This is a genomic window from Kitasatospora sp. NRRL B-11411, from assembly GCF_000721345.1.
GTDB lineage: Bacteria > Actinomycetota > Actinomycetes > Streptomycetales > Streptomycetaceae > Kitasatospora > Kitasatospora cineracea.
In genome coordinates this window covers 1-14,480 of sequence record NZ_JOGH01000141.1, presented here as the reverse complement: position 1 = coordinate 14,480, position 14,480 = coordinate 1, and the positions used below count along the sequence as shown (strand labels likewise).

The 14,480-nt window shown below is 76.5% G+C and carries 13 protein-coding genes; 11 read left to right on the top strand and 2 right to left on the bottom strand.

Annotated elements, in window-relative coordinates; translation table 11 throughout:
• A partial coding sequence (locus IH44_RS49245; RefSeq protein ID WP_063759749.1) for a nucleotide disphospho-sugar-binding domain-containing protein occupies window positions 1-1,612 on the bottom strand: 1,612 nt, incomplete at its 3' end.
• An 8-nt stretch (window positions 1,613-1,620) separates the two neighbouring features.
• Window positions 1,621-2,535, bottom strand: coding sequence for a methyltransferase domain-containing protein (locus IH44_RS0135245; protein WP_198545092.1), 915 nt, complete (start codon window positions 2,533-2,535; stop codon window positions 1,621-1,623).
• A 518-nt stretch (window positions 2,536-3,053) separates the two neighbouring features.
• Here IH44_RS0135245 and IH44_RS0135240 point away from each other — a divergent pair.
• The 11 genes from IH44_RS0135240 (at window position 3,054) to IH44_RS0135185 (ending at window position 14,395) form a co-directional block, all read left to right on the top strand.
• On the top strand, window positions 3,054-4,502 hold the full coding sequence (locus IH44_RS0135240) for a class I adenylate-forming enzyme family protein (RefSeq protein ID WP_051817988.1): 1,449 nt from the start codon (window positions 3,054-3,056) through the stop codon (window positions 4,500-4,502).
• Between the two features lie 85 nt (window positions 4,503-4,587).
• Complete coding sequence (locus IH44_RS0135235; protein ID WP_107066709.1) at window positions 4,588-4,917, top strand: acyl carrier protein; 330 nt, start codon at window positions 4,588-4,590, stop codon at window positions 4,915-4,917.
• A gap of 29 nt (window positions 4,918-4,946) precedes the next feature.
• On the top strand, window positions 4,947-5,144 hold the full coding sequence (locus IH44_RS0135230; protein ID WP_232795207.1) for an acyl carrier protein: 198 nt from the start codon (window positions 4,947-4,949) through the stop codon (window positions 5,142-5,144).
• A 123-nt stretch (window positions 5,145-5,267) separates the two neighbouring features.
• A complete protein-coding gene (locus IH44_RS0135225; RefSeq protein ID WP_051817986.1) occupies window positions 5,268-6,497 on the top strand; it encodes a beta-ketoacyl synthase N-terminal-like domain-containing protein in 1,230 nt (409 codons plus the stop codon).
• Entirely contained in the window at window positions 6,494-7,246 is a 753-nt protein-coding gene (locus tag IH44_RS47480) for a beta-ketoacyl synthase chain length factor (protein WP_198545091.1), read from the top strand. The genes IH44_RS0135225 and IH44_RS47480 overlap by 4 nt, the downstream gene beginning before the upstream one ends.
• The gene (locus IH44_RS0135215; RefSeq protein WP_232795206.1) at window positions 7,243-8,502 is read left to right on the top strand and encodes a beta-ketoacyl synthase; all 1,260 of its coding nucleotides are present in this window, start codon (window positions 7,243-7,245) and stop codon (window positions 8,500-8,502) included. Before IH44_RS47480 ends, IH44_RS0135215 begins: the two co-directional genes overlap by 4 nt.
• Before the next feature lie 63 nt (window positions 8,503-8,565).
• Window positions 8,566-9,618, top strand: coding sequence for a 4-hydroxyphenylpyruvate dioxygenase (gene hppD, locus IH44_RS0135210; protein ID WP_030463897.1), 1,053 nt, complete (start codon window positions 8,566-8,568; stop codon window positions 9,616-9,618).
• 92 nt (window positions 9,619-9,710) lie between these two features.
• Window positions 9,711-10,646 (top strand): phytanoyl-CoA dioxygenase family protein, encoded by a 936-nt coding sequence (locus IH44_RS0135205; RefSeq protein WP_030463896.1) that lies wholly within the window; start codon window positions 9,711-9,713, stop codon window positions 10,644-10,646.
• Window positions 10,636-11,583 (top strand): thiamine pyrophosphate-dependent dehydrogenase E1 component subunit alpha, encoded by a 948-nt coding sequence (locus tag IH44_RS0135200; protein WP_030463895.1) that lies wholly within the window; start codon window positions 10,636-10,638, stop codon window positions 11,581-11,583. Before IH44_RS0135205 ends, IH44_RS0135200 begins: the two co-directional genes overlap by 11 nt.
• A gap of 1 nt (window position 11,584) precedes the next feature.
• Window positions 11,585-12,622, top strand: a complete 1,038-nt coding sequence (locus tag IH44_RS0135195) for an alpha-ketoacid dehydrogenase subunit beta (RefSeq protein ID WP_051817984.1) — start codon at window positions 11,585-11,587, stop codon at window positions 12,620-12,622.
• A gap of 87 nt (window positions 12,623-12,709) precedes the next feature.
• The gene (locus tag IH44_RS0135185) at window positions 12,710-14,395 is read left to right on the top strand and encodes a class I adenylate-forming enzyme family protein (protein WP_030463893.1); all 1,686 of its coding nucleotides are present in this window, start codon (window positions 12,710-12,712) and stop codon (window positions 14,393-14,395) included.
• The last annotated feature ends 85 nt before the right edge of the window (window positions 14,396-14,480 follow it).

Sequence of the window (14,480 nt, the reverse complement as noted above, 5' to 3'; positions counted from 1 at the left end):
GGGCTGGGCCGGAGCGCGTGGGGTCAGGGGCGGGGGGGGGGCAGGGGCGGGTGGGGAGCAGGGTCTCCAGGTGGTCGGCGGCGGCCCGGGCGCCGCCGGCCGCGGCGAAGGACTCCTTGATCCGGCGGGCCGCGGCGGCGTGCGCGGGGTCGTTCAGGACGGCCAGCAGTTCGGTGCGCAGGGTCTGCGGGCGGGCGTGCGCGAACCGGACCCGGCGGCCGGCGCCGGCCGCCGCGACCTGGGCTGCGTTGATCGGCTGGTCGCCCTTGATCGGGGCGACCAGCAGCGGCACGCCGTGGGCGAGCGCCTCGCAGACGGTGTTCAGGCCGCCGTGGCTGACCACCGCGTCCAGCCGGGGCATCAGTTCGAGCACCGGTACCCGGGGCCGGACCAGGACGTGCGGGGGCGGGTCGGCGACCGTGCCGTCGGGGGCCGCGACGATCGCCTGGAGGCGGTCGCCGAGCGGGCGCAGCGCCTCGACCATCCGGGCGTGGAAGTCGGCGGCGAGGTCCAGGGAGAGCGTGCCGACGGTGACCAGCACCTGGCGGCGGGTCGGGTCGAGCCACTCCCACGGGAAGTCGCGGTCCGGCTTCCGGGCGGCGAGCGCCGGGCCGACCAGGACGGCGTTGTCCGGCCAGGGCAGCGGGCCGGTGAGGGCCTCGCCGGTGAAGCCGATCAGCAGGTGCGGCGAGAAGCGCAGGTCGTGCGGGGGCGCGCCGGGCAACCCGGCGGCGGTCCACGTGTCGGCCATCCGCCGCTCGATCCACTCCTCGACCCGGGGCGCGGCCGTCCGGTACGGGCGGGTCAGCTCCATCGTGGTCGGCGCGAGCGAGGCCCACGGCAGGCCGGCCCGGTGCGCGGCGAGGGCCCCGGCCACGGCGTGCTGGTCGACGGCCAGGACGTCGGGCCGGAAGGCGGCCACCGCCCGCTCGATCCCGGGCAGCGTGTGCCGGGCGTGCGGAACGATGTACCCCTCCCAGCGCGACCGGGCCGCCGCCATCCCGTGGTCGGCCTGCCCCCGGTGCGCCCGCAGCGGGATCGGCGCGATCACCGCCCCCTCCCCCACCAACGGCCGCAGGAACGCCTCCGACCCGGCCCACACCACCTCGTGCCCGCGCCCCACCAGCTCCCGCGCCACGGCCGCGAGCGGGTGCACGTGCCCGAACAGCGGCAACGAGACGAACAGGAAACGCCCGCGCCCGGCCCCGGTGGCGGTGGCGGTGGCGGAGGGCGGGGAAGGCGACGGACGGACAGCGGGTGAGGGGGACGGAAGGGAGGGCGGCGCCAGGGCGCGGGCGGGGGCCGCAGCGGGGGCTGCGGGGGCCGCGACGTCCGCGAGGGCGGCGACGTCCGCAAGGGTAAAGGTGGTGAGGGCGTCGAGGTCGAGGGTGGTGAGGTGGGCGGCGAGGTCCGCGGTGGGGCCGTAGCGGGTGCGCAGGGCGAGGCTCCAGGCGGCCAGGTCGTGGCTCTCCAGGTGGAGTTCGGCGTCCAGCAGGGTGTCGGGAGTGAGGGTGTCGGTCCAGGCGGGGTCCTGGTCGAGGACGGCGCGCAGGAGTTCGGCGATCTCGCGCAGCAGGGGCGGCAGGGGGCGCGGGGCCGTGGCCGGAGTCATGGCCGGGGTCATGGCCGGGGTTTGACGGCTCGGAGGGCGCCGTAGGTGATGACGCCGGTGTCGAAGCCCTTCTTCATCAGGGGGCCGGCGTGGAAGAAGCCGAGGACGTCGACGCCGCGGGCGCGGGCCAGGTCGCGCATCGCGGCGGTTCCGCGGTCGAGCTGCGGGATGCGGGCGAAGCCCGGGTCCCAGGAGTTGGCGACGGCGCGGCTCCAGTCGGCGACGGCGATGTCGGTGAAGCCGGCGGTGCGGGCGAGGTGTTCGTGTTCCTCGAGGGAGGAGAAGTCGGGCATCACCTGGTGGATCAGGATCTGCCGGACGAGTTCCTGCTCGTCGGGGTCGAGGGCGCCGTCGCGGACGGCCCAGGTGGCGACGGCGAGGGTGCCGCCGGGGCGGAGCAGGCGGTGGGCCTCGGCGAAGAACGCGGGGCGGTCGGCGAGGTGCATCAGGCTCTCCATCGCCCAGAGCACGTCGAAGGACGCGTCGGGGTGGCCGGTGGAGAGGGCGTCCTGCTGGTGGAAGCGGGCGCGGTGGGCGAGTCCGGCGTCGGCGGCCTTCCGGTTGGCGCGGGCGGCCTGGCGGGCGCTGAGCGTGACGCCTTCGACGGTGCAGCCGTGCGGGCCGGCCAGGTGGAGGGCGGGGCCGCCGATGCCGCAGCCGACGTCGAGGATCCGGGAGCCGGCCGGGACGGCGGCGTGCGTGATCAGTTCGCGGACCAGGCGGTCGGTGGCGGCGTGCCGGTCGGCGCCGTCCTGGGCGGGGCTCTGGCCCTCGTCCCAGTAGCCGTGGTGGACGTGTTCGCCCCACAGGTCCTCGTACAGGTCGAGGGTGATGTCGTAGTAGCGCTCGACGGCCGGGTTCAGGCCGCTGCCGGCGACCGGTCGCGGTGCGGGTTCCCGGGCTGCTTCCACTGCAGGTTCCACTGGGCCGATCCTCGCTGAGTTGACATGGATGCGCTCAAAAATGGCAGCCGAAAAGGCCGCGGAAATAGGCGCGATAACACCGGATTGGTCTGGTCCATCGCATGATCGTCCCGCCGGACAAAGGGTCCGTGGGCATGCGGAAGACACGCCACCCGCAGGGGTGGCCGTGCTCGGAGGGCCGCCGACCAGGGCTGACGGACAGTCAGCAGACGGACGGTCAGGGGCTGGCAACATGCTGCCGTACCAGGCAAGTTGGCCAACCGGCGGTCACACTAGCGACGGGGTGGTCCCTCGTCAACGCGGTCGGCCGATCCCTCGCGGCGGTCCGGTCGGCCGGTGGAATTCGATTCGGGTGACAGGTCTTGACACCCGGTCAATTGAGCGATGAAAGTTCGGCGTGGGAATTTCACAGGTTCCCCACGACCGCGACCGGCTTGACCGGCGACGCGACCGGTGGCGCGATCCGGAAGAGGTTCTGATTCACCGTGAAAGACGTTTCGGCAGCTCCGACAAGCAACGTGGGAGCGCTCCCATCCAGCTCGGCGGGAGCGCTCGACCCCGGTTGGGTCGACGAGGTGCTCCTGGCCGGCCCGGGCGGCGAGCCCTGTCTCTTCTTCGACGCCCCGGTGACCCGGGACGAGCTGCGCCGGCTGGTCCGGGAGCGGCAGGCCGTGCTGGGCGCGGCCGGGCTGCGCCGGGGCGGGTCGGTGGCGATCCGGCTGGCGCCCTCGTTGGCGCTGGTGGTCGAGCTGCTGGCGAGCTGGCGGACCGGGGCCCGGGCGGCGCTGCTCGACCACCGGCTGACCGCGTTCGAGGCCGAGCGGGCGCTGGCCCGGCTGGAGCCGCAGGTGGTGGTCACGGCCGAGCACCCGGTGTCCGGCGGCCCGGCCCGCGGCCACTACCGGCAGCGGCCGGTGGTCACCGCCCGGCCGGGCCGGCCGGCCGAGGGGCCGCACGCGCTGGTGCAGTTCAGCTCGGGGTCGACCGGTCCGGCGAAGGTGATCGGGCGGACGGCGGCCGACCTGGTCGCCGAACTCGGCCGGTACGAGCGGATCGACGGGGTGCCGCGGGCGGGCGAGCGGATGGTGTCGCTGGCCTCGCCGGTGCACGTGCTCGGCCTGGTCGGCGGTCTGCTGCACTGCCTGCACGCCGGGGTGCGGCTGGTCTTCCCCGGGCGGGTGACGGCGGACGGCGTGCTGGCCGCCGTCGCGGCCGGCCCGGAGCCGACCACCCTGCTGGGCGTCCCGTTCCACCTGGAGCTGCTCGGCTGGGCCGCCGACCCGCCCCGGCTGCCCCAGCTCACCGGCATGACCACCGGCGGCGAGCCGGTCCGCGCGCAGGTGCACGACGCCTTCGTGGACCGGTACGGCGTGCGGCTGGGCAGCATGTACGGGATGACCGAGGTCGGCGTGATCGCCACCGACCTGCACGGCGCGCACCGCCCCGAACTGACCCCGGCGCCGGGCCTCGGCGTGCGCGCGGTGGACGGCGAACTGCTGGTCTCCGCCGCGCACTCGCCGTACCTGGACCCGGCCGGCGCGGACCGCTGGGCCGACGGCTGGCTGCGCACCCGGGACGGCGGCGAGGTCGACCCCGGCACCGGGCGGGTCCGGGTGCGGGGGCGGCTGGACTCGCAGGTGTCGATCGGCGGCCTGAAGGTCGACCTGACCGAGGTCGAGCACGCCGTGGCCGCCCTGCCCGAGGTCGAGTCCGCCGTCGTCCTGCACGGCTCCGCGATCGAGGCGTACCTGGTGCTCGCCCCCGGCGGCAGCGCGGCCCGGGTGGAGGAGCGGCTGGCCGAGCAGCTGGCCGCGTACAAGCGGCCCCGGCTGCTGCACGTGCTGGAGCAACTGCCGCGCACCGCCACCGGGAAGCCGGTCCGCGACCGGTCCGCGCTGGCCGCTGCGGCTGCGGCCGCTACCTCGGGTGCCGCGGCGGGTGCGGCGGGTGCCGCCCGGCGGGCCTGAACCGAACCTGCGCGAGTTGACCGGGCCCCGGCGCCTGCCGCCCGGGCCCCTCATCCGATCGAGACACGAGAAGGAAGAAGCGGCGATGTCCACTGGAACCACCTCCGAAGCGACCCCCGGCACGGCCTCCCCGGCCTCCCCGGCTTCCCCCGCGGAGATCCGCGCGTTCGTGCTGGCCGCGCTGCGCGAGATGAACTACGACACCAGCGAGGTCGACGACGACACCCCGCTCGGCCCGGCCGGCGCGGACCTGGAGTCGCTGGCGCTGGCCGAGCTGGGCGTGCGGGTCGAGGAGCACTTCGGCGTCCGGTTCGAGGACGACGAGGCGGAGCAGCTCGGCACCATGACGGTCGGCGGGTTCGGCGCGGCGGTGGCCGCCCGGCTGCGGGCCGCGGCGGCGGGCGGTCCGGCGTGAGTGCGGCGACCGCGCGGGACGAAGTCCTGTTGCTGCTAGCGGAGTTCGGCGGCCGGACGCCCGAGGAGGTGCCGGAGCGGGTCGACTCGATGGAGCTGGCCTGGCTGGCGCACGTGATCGAGCAGCGGCACGGGCGGCGGCTGGACGACGACACGCTGGCCCGGATCGCCACGGTGTCCGACGCCGCGGAGCTGCTGGGCGCGCTGCGGGCCGAGCCGCAGCGGTGAGCCGGCGGGCCGTGAGCAGGCGGGCCGTGGGGCGGCGCCGTATCGCCGACCCACCCCCGCCCGAACGAACCTGACGGACCATCAACTTCCTTGCCTACCAAGTGGATCGAGAGGTGACCGACGATGACCGACACCGTACTGACGGCCCGCCGGGGCCCCCGGTCCGTGGTGGTCGGCGGGATGGGGGTGCTGAGCGCGTTCGGCCGGGGCGTGCCTCCGCTACTGCGGGCGGCGCTGGACGGGCGGGCGGCGTTCGGGCCGGTGGGGCGGTTCGAGGTGTCCGGGCGGCGGGTCGACCGGGCCGCGGTGCACCCCGAACCGCTGGTGCTGGAACGGGAGTTGGACCGGGCGATCGAGGCGGCCTGTGCTTCGGCGGGCCTGTCCGCCGCCCGGCGGGCCGACTGCGCGCTGTACCTGGCGGTGCACGGTGATCCGGCGCTGGCCCGGGCCGCCCCTGCGGAGCGGGCCGGGCACGGGGCGGGCGCCTTCGCGGCGGCCGTCGCCCGCCGGGCGGGCCTGTCCGGGGCCGGGCGGGCGTACACCTCGGGCTGCACGGCCTCGGCCGACGCGGTCGCGGACGCCGCTTCGGCGGTGGCCCGCGGGCGGGTGGAACGGGTGGTGGTGGCGGCCGGGTACCTGGTGGAGGCGGACCAGTTCGCGGTGTTCGACGCGGGCGGGGCGCTGGCCCGGGACGGGCGGGTGCGCCCGTTCAGCGCCGGGCGGACCGGGCTGCTGCTCGGGGACGGGGTGGCCGCGGTGGTGGTCGAGGCGGCGGACGCGGCGCGCGCCCGGGGCGCCGACTTCCTTGCGGTGCTGGCTGGTTGGGGCCGAGCGGGGGACGCGTACCACGTCTGCCGGCCCCGGCCGGACGGGGCGGGGCTGGCCCGGGCGATCGGGGCCGCGCTGCACCGGGGCGGGGTGGGCCCGGAGCAGGTCGGGTACGTGAACGCGCACGGCGCGGGCACCGTGCTCGGCGACCGGGCCGAGGCCGCCGCGCTGCACCTGGCGCTGGGCCCGGCCGCCGCCCGGGTGCCGGTCTCCTCGACCAAGTCGGTGCACGGCCAGGCCCTGGAGGCCGGGGCGCTGCTCGAACTGGTCGTCACCGTGGCCGCGTTGCGCGCGGGCCGGCTGCCGGTGAACGCGGGCCTGCTGGGGCCGGACCCGGACTGCGCGCTGAACCTGGTCCGCGAACCGACAGGGGCGGGGACGGGCCCGGGCGCAGGCCCGGAGGCGGGGGCGGGCGCAGGCGCAGGCCCGGAGACCGGGGCGGGGGCGGTGCGGGCCGGTCACGCGCTGAGCCTGAGCACGGCCTTCGGCGGGGCGAACACCGCGCTGCTGGTGGGCCTCCCGTGAGCCGCACCGCGCAGCCCGCGAGCCGCGCCGTGCAGCCCGCGGACAGCCCTGACGACCTGTCTACGGCTGCGACCGCCGCCGGGTTGCGGGTGCTGTCGGCGGGGCGGTGGCCGCGGTCCGCGGCGGATCTCGAACCGCCGGTGCTGCCCGGGTTCGTGGCGTCCTCGTTCAGCCCGCTGGCCGCCGAGGCCGCCCGGCGCTGCCTGGACGCGCACCGGGAAGGCGTCCCGGCCGAACTGCCGGTCACCGCCGTGGTGGTGGCCAGCGAGCTGGGCGACCTGGCAGGTGCGGTGCAGGTGGCGGAGGCGGTGGACGGCGGGGCACGACTGGGGCCGCTGCTGTTCTTCCAAGCCGTCCCGAACGCGGTGGCCGGGCACCTGGCGGCGCGCCGAGGGCTGACCGGCCCGGTGGTGTGCGTCGGCGGCGCGGGAGCCGGGGTGGAGGTCGCCGAACTGCTGCTCGCGGACGGGGACGCCGAGCTGGTCCTGCTGGTCCTGGTCGAACAGGCCACCGCCGGGCCAGGCGGCGGGTCAGGCAGCGGGGCGGACCGGGCCGCCGCCGTACTGCTCGCCCCGCCGCCCCTCCCGGACCATCTCGACCATCCCACCCGCCCCGGCCGTCTCGACCACCCCGACCACCCCGACCGCCCTGGTCATCCCGACCGCCCCGGCCGTCCAGACCATCCCAACCGTCCAGACCACCTCGACCACCCCGACCGTCAACAGCAGCAGGAAGGAGCACAGCCGTGAACGCGGGTGTCGTGATCACCGGGATGGGCCTGGTGACGCCGGTCGGCAGCAGTGCCGGGGCGGTGTTCGCCGCGATGGGCGAGGGTCGGTCGGGGTTGCGCCGGCCGGAGCCGGACGGGCCGTTGGCCGGGTCGCTGGAGGTGGCGGGGTTCGCTCCGCCGATCGATCCGGTGTCGGTGCTGCCCGCGCCGGAGACCCGGGTGGTGGACCGGTACATCGTGATGGCGCTGCGGGCGGCGGCGGACGCGCTGGCGGACGCCGGGATCGTGGCGGGCCGGGACGTGGACCCGTACCGGATCGCGGTGGTGCTGTCGGGGACGGGCGGGCTGGCGACGCTGGAGTCGCAGGTGGTGGCGCGCACGGAGCGCGGGCGGCTGGGGGTGAGCCCGTACCTGCTGCCGGGGATGCTGCCGAACATGGCGGCGGCCCGGGTGGCGATCGGGCACGGCATCCGGGGCTACAGCTCCTCGGTGGGGACGGCCTGCGCCGCGGGGGCGCAGTCGGTCGCGGAGGGGTGGCGGCTGCTGCGCGAGGGGGTGGCGGACGTGGTGGTGGCGGGGTGCTCGGAGGCGCCGCTGTTCCCGACGCTGGCCGACACCTTCGCCAACGCCCGTGCGCTGGCCCGTGGTTGGGGCGACGATCCGGCGGGGGCGAGCCGGCCGTTCGACCGGCGGCGCAACGGTCTGGTGCTGGGCGAGGGCGCGGGGGTGCTGGTGCTGGAGCGGGCCGGGCACGCGGACGGTCGGGGCGCGGCGGGGTACGCGGACGTGCTGGGCTGGGGGGCGACCAACGACGCGCACCACCCGACCACGCCGCGCCCGGACGGGGAGGGCGCGGCGGCCTGCATGCGGCTGGCGCTGCGCTGCGCGGGGCTGGCGCCGGGCGACGTGGGGTACGTGAACGCGCACGGCACGGGTACCCGGCTGGGCGACCGGGCGGAGGCGTCGGCCCTCCGGCAGGTGTTCGGGGCGGACGGGCCGCCGGTGAGCGCGACCAAGGCGGTGACCGGCCACCTGCTGGGCGCCTCGGGGGTGGTGGAGGCGGCGGTGACGGCGCTGGCGCTGCGGCGCGGGCTGCTGCCGCCGACGCACAACCTGGACGATCCGGACCCCGAGTGCGCGCTGGACCACGTCCGGAAGGGTCCGCGTCCGGCGCCGGGGATCGGCCACGCGGTGGCGAACTCGTTCGGGTTCGGCGGCCACAACGTCAGCCTGGTGCTGGGTCTGCCGAGCACCCGCCTGGCCCGGCAGGTCTGAGCAACTTTCTTGCAAGGCAAGCAATCTGACGCACCGTCGGTGAAGAGAAGGAACTGCTACGCGATGGATTTCCTCGATCTCGACCACGTCGAGTTCCACGTGGGGGACGCGCGCCAGGCGGCGTACGTGCTGTCCGCGGGGCTCGGGTTCCGCCTGCTGGCGCAGGGCGGTCCGGAGACCGGCCTGCCGGGGCAGCGCAGTCTGCTGCTGGGGCAGGGCGGCTGCCGGGTGCTGCTGACCTCGGGCCTGGAGCCGGGGCACCCGGCGGCGCGGTACGTCGCCCGGCACGGGGACGGGGTGGCGGTGCTGGCGTTCGGCACGCCGGACGCGGCGGCCGGGTACGCGGCGGCGGTGGCCGGCGGCGCGCGCGGGGTGGAGCCGCCCCGGGAGGACGGCGGGGTGGTGACGGCGGTGGTCTCGGGGTTCGGCGACGTGGTGCACCGGCTGGTGGAGCGCCGGGGCCCGGACGGGGACTTCCTGCCGGGCCTGGTCGCGGTGCCGGGAGAACCGGCCCCCGATCCGGGCCTGGTCCGGGGGATCGACCACGCGGCGGTGTGCGTGCCGGACGGGGAGTTGGACGCCACGGTGGCGTACTACCGGGAGGCGTTCGGCTTCGGCGTCGTGTTCGAGGAGTACATCGAGGTCGGCGGGCAGGGCATGTTCTCCCGGGTGGTGCAGAGCCCGTCGGGCGGGATCACCCTGACGCTGATCCAGCCGGACGGGGCGCGCGAGCCGGGGCAGGTGGACGACTTCCTGGCCTGGCACGGCGGCCCGGGGGTGCAGCACCTGGCGCTGTCCTGCCCGGACGTCGCGGCGGCGGTGGACGCGATGGCGGGGCGCGGGCTGGGGTTCGCGCCGACGCCGGACGCCTACTACGACACGCTGGCGGCCCGTCCGGCGGAGCGGCTGCGCAGCCGCGGGATCCTGCTGGACCGGGACCACTGGGGCGAGCTGTACCAGATCTTCGCCACCTCGCTGCACGTGCGGCGGACGTTCTTCTGGGAGCTGATCGAGCGGCACGGCGCCCGCACCTTCGGCACCGCCAACATCCCGGCGCTGTACGCGGCCAAGGAGCGCGAGCTGGCGGCGGTCCGGACTCCGGCGGTGGCGCGGTGAGCGGGGGCGGGCTGAAGGCGGCGAGCGGGGCCGAGCCGAAAGCGGCGGGCGGGGCCGGGCCGAAAGCGGCGGGCGGGGCCGGGCCGAGGGCGGTGGACGGGGCCGAGCTGCGGTTCGAACTGACCGCCGCGGAGCGGGAGTTGCTGCCGAACGCGGCGGACGTGGCGTTCTACGCGGAGCACGGCTGGTACCTGGCGCCGAAGCTGTTCACGGATGCCGAGGTGGACGCGCTGGCGGCGGCCGCCGAGGGGTACTACGCGGGGGCGCGCAGCCGGGAGCTGCCGGTGCGGCCGCCGCGGCTGGCGGCCTGGCAGCCGTCGGACGGGCCGGTGCAGCGGCACAACGACTACGTGCACTACGAGAGCGACCCGATCGCGCGCGTGCTGTGCAAGCCGCTGGTGGGGGCGGTGGCGGCGCTGCTGGCGGGGGTGTCGGAGATCCGGGTGTTCCAGTCGACGCTGATCCTGAAGCCGGCGATGGCGGGCGAGCCGAGCAACGTGGTGCCCTGGCACATCGACAAGCACTACTGGTCGACGTCGAGTTCGGAGCGGATGCTGACGGCGTTCGTGCCGTTCCACGACTGCGACGAGGAGATGGGCACGCTGACGGTGGTGGACGGCAGCCACCGCTGGCGGGAGGTGGGCCGGGAGGACTCGGTGACCCGGCACTTCGCGGACCGCGACCGGGGCGACCTGGAGCGGCTGCTGGCGGTGAACGCGGCGCACAACGGCGCCGAGGTGCGGAAGGTGCCGCTGGTGATCCCGAAGGGGCACCTGTCGTTCCACCACTGCCGCACGTACCACGGCTCGGGGCCGAACCTGAGCGGGCGGCCGCGCCGGGCGGTCTCCTTCCACCTCCAGGACGGGGCGAACGAGTACCGGCGCTTCCCGCTCTCGGACGGCGGCGCGGCGGTGTACAACCACGACGTGCTGGTGCGCCGGCTGCCGGACGGGCGGCCGGACTACGCGGACCCGGAGTTCTGCCCGGTGCTGTGGCGTTCTCCCGAGGCGGGCCGGGATGACTGCTGACGCCGGCCTGTACCGGACGGTGGCGCTGATCCGGGGCTTCGAGCGGCGGGCGGTGGAGCTGGTCCGGGCGGGGGTGGTGCCGGGCGGCATCCACCCGTGCACGGGGCAGGAGGCGGTCGCGGCGGGCACCTGCGCGGCGCTGCGGCCGGACGACCTGATCGCCTCCACCCACCGCGGGCACGGGCACGTGCTGGCGAAGGGCGCCGACCCGGCCCGGATGATGGCCGAACTGGCGGGCCGGGAGCCGGGGTTGAACCGGGGCCGGGGCGGGTCGATGCACGCGGCGGACTTCGCGCTGGGCGTGCTGGGCGCGAACGCGATGGTGGGCGCGGCGGTGCCGATCGCGGCGGGCGCGGCGTGGGCGCTGCGCCGGGCGGGTTCGGACCGGGTGGCGGTGGCGTACTTCGGGGACGGCGCGGTGAGCCAGGGCGTGGTGCTGGAGGCGTTCAACCTGGCGGCGCTGTGGCGGGCGCCGGTGGTGCTGGTGTGCGAGAACAACGGGTTCGCCACCTCGACCCGGACGGCGGACGCGGTGGCGGGCAGCGTGCTGGGCCGGGCGGCGGCGTTCGGCATCCCGGCGCTGGCGGTGGACGGGACGGATCCGCGGGCGGTGCTGGCGGCGACCGCGGAGGCGGTGGCCCGGGCCCGGGCGGGCGGCGGGCCGACGCTGCTGGAGTGCGCGGTGTACCGCTTCGACGCGCACCACACCTGGGAGCACGCGGCCCGCCCGGGCTACCGCTCGGCGCAGGAGGAGGCCGCGGGCCGGGCCCGGGACCCGCTGGAGGTGCAGGGGGCCCGGATCCCGGCCGCCGTCCGCGCCGCGATCGACGCGGAGCTCGACGAACTGCTGGACGCCGCGGTGGAGTTCGCGCGCGCGGCGCCGCACCCGGACCCGTCCTCGGCGCTGGCGTACCTGTACGCGACGGAGGTGGGTTGAGGTGCCGAAGCTGTCGTACCTGAAGGCGTTGAACCGGGCGCTGGGCGACGAGATGGCGCGCGACGGGTCGGTGTGCGTGTTCGGCGAGGACGTCCGGGTGGCGGTGTCGTACGTGACGGCGGGGCTGGTGCGGCGGTTCGGGCCGGAGCGGGTGCTGGACACGCCGATCTCGGAGCAGGCGTTCACCTCGTTCGCCACCGGCGCGGCGCTGGCCGGGATGCGGCCGCTGGTGGAGTTCCAGATCCCGTCGCTGCTGTTCCTGGCGTTCGAGCAGATCGCCAACCAGGCGCACAAGCTCTCGCTGATGTCGGGCGGCCGGCTGCGGGTGCCGGTGACGTACCTGCTGCCGGGTTCGGGCTCGCGGGAGTCCTGGGCGGGGCAGCACTCGGACCACCCGTACGGCCTGTTCGCGCACGTCGGGGTGAAGACGGTGGTGCCGGCCACGCCGACGGACGCGTACGGGCTGCTGCTGTCGGCGCTGCGGGACGACGACCCGGTGGTGGTGTTCGCCCCGTCGGGGGCGCTGGGGGTGCGGGAGGACGTGGACTTCGCGGCGCTGGGCCCGGTGCCGCTGGGCCGGGGCCGGGTGCACCGGGCGGGCAGCGACGTGACGGTGGTGGCGGTCGGCCACCTGGTGCACGAGGCGCTGGCGGTGGCCGAGGAGCTGGCGGGCCGGGTCTCGGTGGAGGTGTTCGACCCGCGCACCCTGCACCCGCTGGACCGGGCGGGCCTGGCGGCCTCGCTGCGGCGGACCGGGCGGCTGGTGGTGCTGGACGACTCGAACCGCTCCTGCGGGTTCGCCGCGGAGGTGCTGGCGACGGCCGCCGAGGGGCCGCGGCTGCGGTCCGCGCCGCGCCGGGTGACCCGCCCGGAGGGGGCGGTGCTGCCGTTCGCCCCGGCGCTGGACCGGGCCTGCCAGCCGGGCCGGGCGCAGTTACTGGCGGCGATCGGCGAAGTGACGGACGTGCTCGTCGGGGAAATGGCGGACGTGCCCGTCGGGGAAGCGGCGGGCGTGCTCGGGGAAGGCGGCGGGACGTGAGGGACGTGTGCGGCAAGGACGGCAGGACGTGACGGATGCGACGGACATGACGGACGTGACGGACGTGCTCGGGAAGGGCGGCAGGACGTGAGGGACACCGGAATCAGGGCGCGGCTGGCCGCCGACCCGGGGCTCGGCACGGGCAACGTGCTGACCTCGCTGCTGGCGCACGGCGCGGACCCGGACGGGCCGGGCGCGGCGTTCGACGTGCCGGTCGACGGCTTCCCGGCCGGGCACGGGCTGACGCTCGGGCAGTTGCACGAGCGGGTGGCGGCCCGGGCGGCGTGGTGGCACGGGCGCGGGATCGGGCCGCGCGACCCGGTGGCGCTGTACGTGTCGGGGTCGGCGGACTGCCTGCTGAACTTCCTGGCGCTGGCCTGGCTGGGCGCCGTCCCGGCGCTGCTGAACCGGCACCTGCCGGGCGACGTGGCGGCCGGGTACCTGCGTCGGCTGCGGGCGGTGGCGCTGCTGACGGACGCCGAGCACCGGGAGCGGCTGGCGGGCGAGGACCCGGGCGTTCCCCTGCACGAGGACGCCGGCGGGCCGGGCAGCGGCGACCCGGCGGCGGCGCCCGTCCCGTACCGGCACCACCCGGACGACCCGGTGGTGATCACGCACTCCTCGGGGACCACCCGGCTGCCCGCGGCGGTGGTGCACTCGCACGCCAGCCTGTTCGCGGCGGTGAAGCTGTTCCGGCTGGCGGCGCCGCGCGCCCGGGGCACCGAGCGGATCCTCAGCGCGCTGCCGGCCGCGCACGCGGCGGGCGTCTCGACGCTGAACCTGGCGCTGTGCCACCGCAGCGAGGTGCTGTTCCTGTCCGGGCAGGACGGCGGGCAGGTGCTGTCGGCGATCGAGCGCTGGGAGCCGACCGGCGTGTTCGGCTTCGCGGCGACCTGGGCGCAGCTGGCCCGGCACGACCTGACGCAGCGTCAACTCTCTTCCGTCGCGCTCTGGTTCAACACCGGTGACTGCGCGCACGAGCCGCACGTGCGCCGCCTGGTGGCGGCCGGCTCGCGGGTGACGGTGACCCGGGAGGGGGTGCGGCGGGTGCCGGGCTCGCACTTCGTGGACGGGCTGGGCTCCACCGAGATGGGCCACTCCGCGTTCCATCTCACCCACGGCCCGGACACCGGGCGCTACGGGCGCTGCGTCGGTGTCCCGCACGGCTTCGCCGAGGTGGCGCTGCTCGACCCGGCCACCGGCCGGGAGGTCCCGGTCGGCGAGGTCGGCCACCTGGCGCTGCGGGCACCGACGCTGGCCCCGGGCTACTGGAACGACTCGGCGGCCACCTACCGCAACCGGCTGGACGGCTACTACCTGACCGGCGACCTGCTGTACCGGGACTCGGAGGGCTACTACTTCCACGTGGACCGGGCGGTGGACGCCGTCGACCTGGGCGGCGGCGAGTGGCTGTACACGGCGCTGAGCGAGGAACGGGTCCTGACGGCCTGCCCGGACGTGCTGGACTGCACGGTGGTGTCGCTGCGGACGGAACCGGCGGGCGGTGCGGAGGGCAGTACGGGGAGCGGCACGGAGGTCGGCGCCGGGGGTGGTTCCGTGGTGACGGACGTGCTGCTGGCGCTGCGCCCGGACGCCGACCCGTCCGTCGACCGGGCCCCGGCGGTGCGGGCGGCACTGACGCCCGCGGCAGCGGCGACGCTGCGCGCGGTGCTGGTGATCGGCGAGGAGGAGCTGATCCTCGGGCCGACCGGCAAGGTCCGCAAGTTCCTGATGCGGCAGCGGCACCGGGCCGCGACGGCGGTGACCGCATGACCGGCAGCGACCCCACGGTCGGCCCAGGCCCTGCGACCGACCCCGACCCCGGCCCCGGCCCCGGCCCCGACCCCGGCCCCGACCC

What these genes read in the sequence shown, in the direction of transcription:
- hppD (WP_030463897.1), top strand. Translation starts at nt 8,566, where the DNA reads ATGGATTTCCTCGATCTCGACCACGTCGAGTTCCACGTGGGGGACGCG.
- IH44_RS0135200 (WP_030463895.1), top strand. Translation starts at nt 10,636, where the DNA reads ATGACTGCTGACGCCGGCCTGTACCGGACGGTGGCGCTGATCCGGGGC.
- IH44_RS0135235 (WP_107066709.1), top strand. Translation starts at nt 4,588, where the DNA reads ATGTCCACTGGAACCACCTCCGAAGCGACCCCCGGCACGGCCTCCCCG.
- IH44_RS0135225 (WP_051817986.1), top strand. Translation starts at nt 5,268, where the DNA reads ATGACCGACACCGTACTGACGGCCCGCCGGGGCCCCCGGTCCGTGGTG.